Source organism: Streptomyces sp. NPDC058308, from assembly GCF_042880275.1.
In the GTDB taxonomy this organism is placed as follows: domain Bacteria; phylum Actinomycetota; class Actinomycetes; order Streptomycetales; family Streptomycetaceae; genus Streptomyces.
In genome coordinates this window covers 43870-53843 of the sequence record NZ_JBHVZA010000041.1, presented here as the reverse complement: position 1 = coordinate 53843, position 9974 = coordinate 43870, and the positions used below count along the sequence as shown (strand labels likewise).

The 9974-nt window shown below is 70.7% G+C and carries 7 protein-coding genes; 4 read left to right on the top strand and 3 right to left on the bottom strand.

The features are described 5' to 3' along the window. The first annotated feature begins 534 nt into the window (after positions 1 to 534). Together ACFVYL_RS34825 and ptsP are read left to right on the top strand one after the other, a co-directional pair. Positions 535 to 984, top strand: coding sequence for a PTS glucose transporter subunit IIA (locus ACFVYL_RS34825; protein ID WP_389723269.1), 450 nt, complete (start codon positions 535 to 537; stop codon positions 982 to 984). Positions 985 to 1060: 76 nt separating this feature from the next. After that, the gene (gene ptsP / locus ACFVYL_RS34820; protein ID WP_389723266.1) at positions 1061 to 2731 is read left to right on the top strand and encodes a phosphoenolpyruvate--protein phosphotransferase; all 1671 of its coding nucleotides are present in this window, start codon (positions 1061 to 1063) and stop codon (positions 2729 to 2731) included. 59 nt (positions 2732 to 2790) lie between these two features. On the opposite strand, the gene ACFVYL_RS34815 is transcribed toward ptsP, so the two are convergent. Both ACFVYL_RS34815 and ACFVYL_RS34810 read right to left on the bottom strand, forming a co-directional pair. Further along, positions 2791 to 3684 (bottom strand): hypothetical protein, encoded by an 894-nt coding sequence (locus ACFVYL_RS34815; protein ID WP_389723263.1) that lies wholly within the window; start codon positions 3682 to 3684, stop codon positions 2791 to 2793. 88 nt (positions 3685 to 3772) lie between these two features. Further along, entirely contained in the window at positions 3773 to 5758 is a 1986-nt protein-coding gene (locus ACFVYL_RS34810) for an acetoacetate--CoA ligase (RefSeq protein ID WP_389723261.1), read from the bottom strand. A 213-nt stretch (positions 5759 to 5971) separates the two neighbouring features. Here ACFVYL_RS34810 and ACFVYL_RS34805 point away from each other — a divergent pair, with 213 nt between their 5' ends. Continuing rightward, entirely contained in the window at positions 5972 to 8344 is a 2373-nt protein-coding gene (locus ACFVYL_RS34805) for a glycoside hydrolase family 31 protein (RefSeq protein WP_389723258.1), read from the top strand. A 41-nt stretch (positions 8345 to 8385) separates the two neighbouring features. Here the strand turns inward: ACFVYL_RS34805 and ACFVYL_RS34800 are convergent, their stop codons facing one another. Further along, positions 8386 to 8916 carry an NUDIX domain-containing protein gene (locus ACFVYL_RS34800; RefSeq protein ID WP_389723255.1) on the bottom strand — a complete coding sequence of 177 codons (531 nt, stop codon included), beginning with the start codon at positions 8914 to 8916 and terminating at the stop codon, positions 8386 to 8388. A 73-nt stretch (positions 8917 to 8989) separates the two neighbouring features. Between ACFVYL_RS34800 and ACFVYL_RS34795 the strand changes: the two genes are divergently transcribed. Continuing rightward, positions 8990 to 9832, top strand: coding sequence for a M15 family metallopeptidase (locus ACFVYL_RS34795; RefSeq protein ID WP_389723253.1), 843 nt, complete (start codon positions 8990 to 8992; stop codon positions 9830 to 9832). The last annotated feature ends 142 nt before the right edge of the window (positions 9833 to 9974 follow it).

Genomic DNA, 9974 nt, shown 5'->3' with positions numbered 1-9974 from the left:
TTGGCACGCTGTTGAGTTCTCAAGGAACGGACGCTTCCTTTGTACTCACCCGCAGAACAGTGTCTGGGGTTTTCCTCCGGGCGCTTCCCTTCGGTGTTTCTTTTTGTTCTTCGTTCTTGCGTTTCCGACTCTATCAGACTCTTTCGTGTCCGACTCCCTCGGTGCCTTTCCGGTTCCCGCTCCGGCCTTTCGGCTTTCGCGTTTCCCTTTCCGGCGGTTCCGACTTTATCAGGTCTTATTCGACTCTCTGACCACGTCCACCGCAGACATGCGGGAACGGACTCAGAGATAGGATCTGACGTGAAGGTTGCCGCCGGGACCGGGCGCTTACCGCGCCCCACGGCCTCAGGCAGGAGTCCGACTCTACATCGGGCATCGAGCAGGCGCAAATCGTTTGTGCACCTCCTCTACGTCCGCCAACCGGGACCTCTCATGCGGAACCGGGACTTCTTATGACTTACCCTTCTGAACAGTGCGTCGTCCATGACAGGTAGTGGCGGCGGCTGTGATTCTCCACCCCCTGGGAGGCATGCCATGACCAGTGTTTCGTCCCCGCTTGCAGGACGCGCCATCGGGCTCTCTGCTGTACCTGATCCCGTGTTCTCGGGTGCGATGGTCGGGCCTGGCACGGCTATCGATCCCGTGCGCGAGCCTTCCGAGGCCGTCTCTCCCGTGGACGGCATCGTCGTCTCTCTCCACCCCCACGCGTTCGTGGTGGTCGATGATCAGGGTCATGGCGTACTGACGCACCTCGGCATCGACACCGTGCAGCTCAATGGTGAGGGCTTCGAGCTCCTCGTCAACAAGGGCGACACCGTGCAGCGCGGCCAGGCCGTCGTGCGCTGGGACCCGGCCGCCGTCGAGGCCGCCGGCAAGTCCCCGGTGTGCCCGATCGTGGCGCTCGAGGCCACGGCGGAGTCCCTCTCCGAGCTCGTCGAGGACGGCGAAGTAAAGGCCGGCGACGCACTCTTCAGCTGGAAGTGACGTCATCGCCGTCGCTGACGGCAGGTACGACAACCACCGCGGCGGCTGGGCCCGCCGCACAACCGGAGACGGTGAGATGGAGACAACGCTGCGAGGCGTCGGTGTGAGCCACGGTGTGGCGATCGGCGAGGTTCGGCACATGGGTACGGCGGTTCTCGAGCCGCCGGCCAAGCAGATTCCCGCGGAGGAGGCCGAGCGCGAACAGGGGCGTGCTCGCCAGGCCGTGGAAGCTGTGGCGGCCGACCTGAACGCCCGCGGTCAGCTGGCCGGTGGCGAGGCCCAGGCGGTGCTCGAAGCGCAGGCCATGATCGCTCAGGACCCGGAGCTCATGTCCGACGTCGACCGGCGCATCACCGTCGGCAGCACGGCCGAGCGCGCCGTCTACGACGCCTTCTCCCACTACCGCGAACTGCTGGCCGGTGCCGGTGAGTACATGGCCGGCCGGGTGGCGGACCTCGACGACGTGCGGAACCGCATCGTCGCGCGGCTGCTGGGCGTGCCGATGCCGGGCGTCCCGGACAGCGACGAGCCGTACGTGCTGATCGCGCGTGACCTCGCGCCCGCGGACACCGCGCTGCTCGACCCGGCTCTCGTCCTCGGCTTCGTCACCGAGGAGGGCGGGCCCACCAGTCACAGCGCGATTCTCGCGCGGGCGCTCGGAGTGCCGGCCGTCGTCGCGCTGCCGGGAGCGGGTGAGCTCGTCGAGGGCACCGTCGTGGCCGTGGACGGCAGCACCGGTGAGATCTTCGTGGACCCGAGCGCCGAGAAGAAGGAGCAGCTCGAGGCTGCCGCCGCCGAGCGCAAGGCCGCGCTGGCCGCCGCGACCGGGCCCGGCGCCACGTCCGACGGGCACAAGGTGCCGCTGCTCGCCAATGTCGGCGGTCCCGCCGACGTGCCGGCCGCCGTCGAGGCGGGGGCCGAGGGTGTCGGTCTGTTCCGTACCGAGTTCCTCTTCCTGGACGACAGCACGAAGGCGCCGTCCGAGGAGAAGCAGGTCGACGCGTACCGCACGGTGCTGGAGGCCTTCCCCGAGGGCCGTGTCGTCGTGCGTGTGCTGGATGCCGGTGCGGACAAGCCGCTGGACTTCCTGACGCCGGCCGACGAGCCGAACCCGGCGCTGGGCGTGCGCGGGCTGCGGTCGCTGCTCGACCACCCCGACGTGCTGCGCACGCAGCTGACCGCGCTGGCCAAGGCCGCCGAGGGGCTGCCCGTCTACCTCGAGGTCATGGCCCCGATGGTGGCGGACCGCGCCGACGCCAAGGCGTTCGCGGACGCGTGCCGTGAGGCGGGGCTGCAGGCGAAGTTCGGTGCGATGGTCGAGATTCCGTCGGCCGCGCTGCGGGCGCGCTCGATCCTGCAGGAGGTCGAGTTCCTGTCGCTGGGCACCAATGACCTCGCGCAGTACGCCTTCGCCGCCGACCGGCAGGTGGGCGCTGTGTCCCGGCTGCAGGACCCGTGGCAGCCCGCGCTGCTCGACCTGGTCTCGCTGTCCGCCGAGGCGGCGAGGGCCGAGGGCAAGAGCTGTGGCGTGTGTGGCGAGGCGGCTTCCGACCCGCTGCTCGCGTGTGTGCTGACCGGTCTCGGTGTCACCTCTCTGTCGATGGGTGCGGCGTCCATTCCTTACGTGCGGGCGACGCTCGGCAAGTACACGCTGGCGCAGTGCGAGCGTGCCGCGTCGGCCGCGCGTGCCGCGGACAGTGCCGAAGAGGCCCGCAAGGCCGCGCAGGCGGTGCTTTCGGGCGAGTAACCGACCGCTCGGCTCTTTCGAGGGGCGCCCCACCAAGTCGGTGGGGCGCCCCTCGGCGTTCAGTGGGTGTGGCCCCCTTCGGGATCGCCTTCCTCGAGGTCGGGTGCCGCGCAGTAGTCGACGCCGGATTCCGGGGAGACGAGCTCTCCCGAGAGGGCGTCGGTGCAGTAGGCGTCGAAGACCTCGGCCGCGGTGAGGGGCTGGAGCCGTCCGCCGTTCATGCGCCAGCCCTGGACACGGTCGCGTGCGCCTTCGGCGCTGGAGCGCAGCACCATGCCGGCCGCGCGGTGGGTGGCGATGCCGACGGCCAGGACCGTGGCGAACTCCAGGGCTTCGGTGTCGTCGAGCAGGGCCCGGCCGTCGGCGGCGATCTCGACATGCAGTGCGGCGAGGAGTGTCTCGGGGTCGGAGGGCACGCTGCACACGAGATGCCGGGTGCCCGGGCCCGACGTGTCGAGGGCCCTGGTGATCAGTTCGGAGGCGCGGGCGAAGGCCGCTCGTCCGATGTCCTCGCCGCAGGTCGCGCAGGGACCCGTGCGGGCGAGCACCACCGTCGCGTACTCCCAGGTGGCTTGGCGGACCGCTTCGTCGACGAGGTCGGGGACGAGATCGGTGAGTGGCTGGCCCTCGTACGGAATGGAGGGGCCGTCCGAGGCCAGTTCCGCGGTGAAGCGGGTGCGGCTGGCCGGGGTGTCGGGGTTCAGGCCGCTCTCCGCGCAGAACTGTGCGTAGTCCTCGGGGTCGAAGAGGGCGACGGTGGTGTGCCTGCCCTGGGACGCGAGGGTCCTGAGGAGGCCCTCGACCTGTTGGAGGTAGGTCTCGTGGTCGTCGAAGGTGAAGGTGCGGTAGCGGCGCATGGCCGCGAAGTCCTCCTCGTCGGCCAGCAGGCCGATGGTTCCGGCGACTTCGCGGCGCAGTGCGCGTCGCATGGTGTCCTGCCGAGCGTGCGTCATGCTTCCCCCTGCATTCGGTCGATCAATGCTCACTCACAGTAACGAGGGGCACTGACAATCGCCGCTGAGCTGGGGAAAGGCCTGACGCTCAGGCGCGTTTGCGGGCCAGGTCCGCGTAGAAGTCGAGGAGTTCGATGCGGTCGACAGAGCCCGGGTTGACTGCTTTGTCCAGAGGTGTGCCCTGCAGGAGGCGCTTGACGGGGACCTCGATGCGCTTGCCCGTGAGGGTGTGCGGGATGCCGGGGACCTCGATGACCTCGTCGGGGACGTGGCGCGGCGAGAGCTGCTCGCGGATCGTCCGCTTGATGCAGTCGCGCAGGGTGTCGTCGAGGGCGGCGCCGTCGGCGAGATGGACGAAGAGCGGCATCCAGTAGCCGCCGTCGGGCTGTTCGACGCCGATGACGAGGGTCTCGCGGATCTCCGGGAGCCGTTCGACGGCTTCGTAGATGTCGGCCGAACCCATGCGTACGCCCTGGCGGTTGAGGGTGGAGTCGGAGCGGCCGTGGATGACGACCGAGCCCCGTGAGGTGAGGGTGATCCAGTCGCCGTGCCGCCAGACGCCGGGGTAGGTGTCGAAGTAGCTGTCGTGGTAGCGGGTGCCGTCCGGGTCGTTCCAGAAGTGGATGGGCATGGACGGCATGGGGTTGGTGACGACCAGTTCGCCGACCTCGTCGATGAGCGGTTTGCCCTGGGGGTCCCAGGACTGCAGGTCCGTGCCCAGGCAAGGAGCCTGGAGTTCGCCGATGTGGACGGGGAGGGTGGGCACGGCTCCGGCGAAGCAGGAGCAGACGTCCGTGCCGCCGCTGACCGATGCCGTCCACAGGCCGCCCGGGGTGTCGGCGAATTCGTCGTGCAGCCAGCGGAAGCCGTCGGGAGGCAGCGGGGACCCGGTCGTGGCGACGCACGCGACGCGGGAGAGGTCGAAGTCACGGGCGGGGTGGACGTCCGCCTTGCGGCAGGCCATCACGTACGCGGCGGAAGTGCCGAAGAGGGTGGCTCCGGTGCGCTCGGCGATGCGCCACTGGGCGCCGGTGTCGGGGTGGCCGGGGCTGCCGTCGTACAGGACGATCGTGGTGCCCGTCAGGAGGCCGGAGACGAGGAAGTTCCACATCATCCAGCCGGTCGAGGTGTACCAGAAGAAGCGGTCGTCGGGGCCGAGGTCGCAGTGCAGGCCGAGTTGCTTGAGGTGTTCGACGAGGATGCCGCCCTGGGACTGGACGATCGCCTTGGGCAGGCCGGTGGTGCCGGAGGAGTAGAGCACCCACAGGGGGTGGTCGAACGGCACCGCTTCGAAGGTGGGGGCCACGTCCGCCGAAGTGAGGGCCGACCATTCCAGGGCGCCTTCGGGTGCGTCCGTGCCGAGCAGCGGGATGTGGACGACGGCGCGGAGGCTGGGCAGTTCGGCGCGGAGCTCGGCGACGGTCTCGCGGCGGTCGTGCTGCTTGCCTCCGTAGCGGTAGCCGTCGACGGTGAACAGGACGACCGGTTCGACCTGCTGGAAGCGGTCCAGGACGCTGCGAGCACCAAAGTCGGGGGCGCAGGAGGTCCAGACGGCGCCGACGGCGGCGCTGGCAAGGAGGGCGACGACGGCCTGGGGGATGTTCGGCAGGTAGCCACTGACGCGGTCTCCGGGGCGTACGCCGAGGTCGCGCAGCTCCGCGGTCAGGGAGCCGACCTGGCGGCGCAGCTCGGCCCAGGTGACGGACTGCGGGTCGTGGCTCTCATCCACGTGGAGGAGGGCGGGGGTGCCCGCGCGCGCGGGGTCGTCGGCGGCTCGCAGTGCGTGCTCGGCGTAGTTGAGGGTCGCTCCGGGGAACCACTGGGCGCCCGGCATGGAGCGGTCGCCCAGCACGCGCGCGTAGGGCGTGGTGAAGCGGACGTCGAACCAGTCGGTGACGGCCTTCCAGAACGTCTCGAGCTCGGTCACCGACCAGCGGTGCAGCGCTTCGTAGCCCCCGTCGGCGGGGGCTCCGTAGTGCTCGGCCGCCCAGGCCTGGAAGCGGGTGACCTGCGCGGCGGCGATCCTCTCCGGGCTCGGCTGCCAGAGCGGCGCAGGGTTCGCTGAGGACGTCATGGGGCGGCTCCCGGACTGTACGCGTCGTATGCGTGGAGTGCGCACGTGCTGGGTGTGCGCGTGAACACGGCTGAAAGGGACGATGCCACGTGATCGACTTCCGCACCAGGGTGTTCCCCACACAGCCGACCCCGCGGGTATGTGTCGTCGCCCCAGGTGAACGGCAGTTGAACGCGGCACACACATGGCTTCTTCGGTGACAGGGTGAGCAGCATGAACGGTCATGACCTGGTGCGTTCGGTGAAGGCGGTCGGCATGGTCGGCACGGCGCAGGGATTGCGCACGGTGCGCTCCTCCTGGCGCAGGTGGCGGGCGGACTCGAAGGGGCTGGCGCCCCGGGGCACGGAACGGGCCCGGGTGCCGGGTGCTGTGACGGGGATGGAGCCGGCGCCCGGTGGTGGTGTGGTGCGTTTCGCGCGCTCGGAGCTGCGGGTGCGGGTGACGTCCGGCGGGGCGGTCTTCCTGGGCTGGGACGGGGCGGAGCCCGACCCGTCGTACGCGCTGTCGTGCCGGAGCCCCGAGCCGGATCCGCGGGCCGTCCTGGAGCCCGACAAGGAGGGTGGCTGGCGGGTCGTGTCGGAGCGGGCGACGGTCGTCGTCTCGCGGCACGGGGCGGTCGAGCTGCGCACGCCGGGCGGTGTGATGTTGCGGCGGGATCTGCCGCCGCGCTGGTGGGAGCCTGCCGAGGGGGGCGCGGGGCGCTGGCTGCAGCGGTCCGAGGTGGCGGCGGACGCACGGTTCTTCGGCCTGGGCGGGCGGTCCGGCGGCCCGCGGTTGCGGAACGGGACGTACCGGCTGTGGAACACCGATCCGGGCGGTTCCTTCGGGCCGGGCGACGATCCTCTGTACATCACGATGCCGGTGCAGATGGTCGTGGCCGACGCCGGCACGCACCTGGTCTTCCACGACAACTCGTGGGAGGGCGAGGTGTCGGTGCACGAGGGCGTGGAGGGTGCCGGTTCCGGTCACGACCGGGCTGGTGTGTGCGAGGTGCGGATGAGCGGCGGTCCGCTGCGGTCCTGGACGATGGTCGGTACTCCCGCGCGCGTGCTGCACTCCTGGGCGTCGCTCACCGGTCCGCCGGCGCTGCCGCCGTCGTGGGCGCTCGGGCACCATCACGCGCGATGGGGCTTCGGCAGCGAGCAGGAGGTGCGCCGGGTCGTGGCGGGCTATCAGGGACGCGGGCTGCCGTTGGACGCCGTCCATCTGGACATCGACCACTACGACGCGCACCAGGTGTTCACCGTCGACAAGGAGCGTTTCCCGAAACTGCCGCAGTTCGCGGACGAGTTGGGCAGGAGCGGGATCCGGCTGGTCTCGATCGTCGACCCCGCGGTGAAGTGCGAACCGGGCGTCGAGGTGTACGACAGCGGGACGGCGGCCGACGCGTTCGTGCGGGATGCCGCGGGGCGCCCGGTGCGCGGTGTCGTATGGCCTGGAGAGGCGGTATACCCGGATTTCACCGACCCGCGCGCGCGGGAGTGGTGGGGCACGCTCTACGAGGAGCGGCTCGAGCAGGGGTTCTCGGGGTTCTGGCACGACATGAACGAGCCGGTGTCGTTCGCCGCGTTCGGGGAGGCGACGCTGCCGCGGTCGGCACGGCACTCCATGGAGGGGCGCGGCGGTGACCATCGCGAGGCCCACAACGTGTACGGACTGGCGATGGCGCGCGCCGGGTACGAGGCGCTGCGCAGGCTGCATCCCGAAGAGCGCCCCTTCTTGTTCTCGCGTTCCGGGTGGGCGGGGATGCAGCGCTACGGAGGGACGTGGTCCGGCGATGTGTCCACGGGCTGGCCGGGGTTGCGGGCGTCACTGTCGCTGGTCCTTGGGCTCGGGCTGTGCGGTGTGCCGTATTCGGGTCCGGATGTGGGCGGGTTCGACGGCAGTCCGTCGCCGGAGCTGTATCTGCGGTGGTTCCAGCTGGGGGCTTATCTCCCGCTCTTCCGTACGCACGCGGCGATCACGGCGGGGCGGCGCGAGCCGTGGGAGTTCGGCGACGAGGTGCTCGGGCACGCGCGCGAGGTGCTGGTCGAACGCCGGCGCCTGCTGCCGTACTTCGTGACGCTGGCCCATCTCGCGCGGCGTACGGGTGCTCCGTATGTGCGGCCCCTGTGGTGGGGCTCTCCCGAGGACCGGGCGTTGCGGGACTGTGAGGACGCGTTTCTGCTCGGGGACTCGTTGCTGGTGGCGCCGGTGCTGGAGAGCGGTGCGGCGTGCAGGGCGGTCAGGCTGCCGAGGGGGCGCTGGTACGACACGGCGACCGGTATGGCGTACGAGGGGCCGGGGACGGTGCTCGTGGAGGCTCCGTTGGCGCGCATTCCGGTGTTCGCGCGCGCGGGCACGGTGCTGCCGGTGCGGGGGTGTGAAGGGGGTCTGGAGCTGGAGGCGTGGGCGCCCGCCCAGGGCGGCACGGGCGGCGGCCTCGTGGTCGCCGACGCCGGTGACGGGTGGGCGGAAGCGGAGCTGGAGCGGTTCACGACACGGTGGAGCGGGGGGAGTGTCGTGGTGGAGCGGGACGGCGACGCCGGGCCCGCACCGGGCCGTCCGGTGCGGGTGCGGGGCCTCGGCGGCGCGGCTGAGGTGTGATGGCGGCCCTCCGGAAGGCGGGCCGGGGCCCCGCAGGAGGGTCAGTAGCGGCCCTCGAACCACGCGCTTGCCGCCACCGTGTGCAGCGGGAAGGCGAGTTCGTCCGGTCGGCGCAGCACGTCCCAGCCTTCGGTCTCGTCGGTCGCCACGGACGCCGGCAGGTCGGCGGCGGGGCGTTCGGGGAGGAGGCCGAAGAGGAGCAGGTAGCCGTCGGGGGCGCTCATGGCGTCGGCGAGGCGGACGTCGCGGCTGTCCGCGCCGATGCCGGTCTCCTCCTTGAGCTCGCGGACGACGGCGTGGCGCCAGTCCTCCCTGTCGTCGATGAACCCGCCGGGCAGAGCGATGCCTCCGCGCGCGGGGGCGATGGTGCGGGTGATGACGACCAGGCCGGTGCCCTGGGTGTCGTAGACGGGCTGCAGGGCGACCGCCACGGGCAGCGGGTTGCGGTACGTCACCGCGCCGCAGGCGGCGCAGGTGCGGGCCCGGCCGGAGGGCTGGTCTTCGAAGAGGGCTCCACAGCGTGAACAGTGGGTGTTCGGAGGGGAGTTGGTGTGGTGTGGGGATGCGGACACGCCGCGGACTGTATCCGATCGCCGACGCGCCGGTCTTTCGCGGGTGCCCGGGGTCCTGGTAGACGCAGGGAGCATGACAGGACTTCTCCCCGCCTCGCGGAATCTCCCCTCTCTCCCGAAGCTCCCCGCCCTGCGGAATCTCGCCGTCTGCGCCGCCGCTCTGCTGGCCGTGGCCGCCGCCCCCTCCCCCGCGCACGCGAAGCCCGAGCCGAAGGCGCCCGAGGAGTTCGTCGCGCTGCGCGACGTGGACCCGACGATCATCCAGGAGATGCGCTACTTCACGCCGCACAACTTCGTGGGTGAGCCCATCGAGGGCTACCGGAAGCCGATGTGCATCCTCACCGAGCCCGCCGCGAAGGCGTTGCACAGGGCGCAGCGTGCTCTTCTGCGCAAGGGCTACTCCCTGAAGGTGTACGACTGCTACCGGCCACAGCGGGCCGTCGACCACTTCGTGCGCTGGGGCAAGGACCTCGGCGACGAGCGCATGAAGGCCGAGTTCTATCCGCGTGTCGACAAGTCGCGGCTGTTCGCGGACGGGTACATCGCCGAGAAGTCCGGGCACAGCAGGGGTTCGACGGTGGATCTGACCGTGGTGCGGCTTCCTGCGGTGCCGACCCGTCCGTACATCCCTGGTGAGCGGCTCACGCCGTGCTTCGGGCCGCGGAGCGAGCGCTTCCCGGACAACTCCGTGGACATGGGGACGGGCTACGACTGCTTCGACACGCTCTCGCACACCGACGATCCCCGGATCGCCGGAAAGCAGCGCGCCAACCGCGATGTCCTGCGGAACGTGCTCTCCAAGGAGGGCTTCGCCAATCTCCCCGAGGAGTGGTGGCACTTCACGCACAAGCCGGAGCTGTTCCCCGACACCTACTTCGACTTCCCCGTCTCGCGGAGCTCGCTGCGGGGGAAGTGAGGGCAGCTGCGGAGAGGGCGTCCGGGGCACCCCCGTCGGTCCCGGACACCCTCCCCCGGTACTCGGACGCAGGAGAGGGCTGTCCGGTTCACCGCGGCTCGGCCCCGTACCCCCTGACGGAATACGGTTGCCCGTGGCACAC

Bases quoted from the DNA above. Each gene is read 5' to 3' on its own strand.
- ACFVYL_RS34825 (WP_389723269.1), top strand. From the start codon at position 535: ATGACCAGTGTTTCGTCCCCGCTTGCAGGACGCGCCATCGGGCTCTCT.
- ptsP (WP_389723266.1), top strand. From the start codon at position 1,061: ATGGAGACAACGCTGCGAGGCGTCGGTGTGAGCCACGGTGTGGCGATC.
- ACFVYL_RS34815 (WP_389723263.1), bottom strand. From the start codon at position 3,684: ATGACGCACGCTCGGCAGGACACCATGCGACGCGCACTGCGCCGCGAA.
- ACFVYL_RS34810 (WP_389723261.1), bottom strand. From the start codon at position 5,758: ATGACGTCCTCAGCGAACCCTGCGCCGCTCTGGCAGCCGAGCCCGGAG.
- ACFVYL_RS34805 (WP_389723258.1), top strand. From the start codon at position 5,972: ATGAACGGTCATGACCTGGTGCGTTCGGTGAAGGCGGTCGGCATGGTC.
- ACFVYL_RS34795 (WP_389723253.1), top strand. From the start codon at position 8,990: ATGACAGGACTTCTCCCCGCCTCGCGGAATCTCCCCTCTCTCCCGAAG.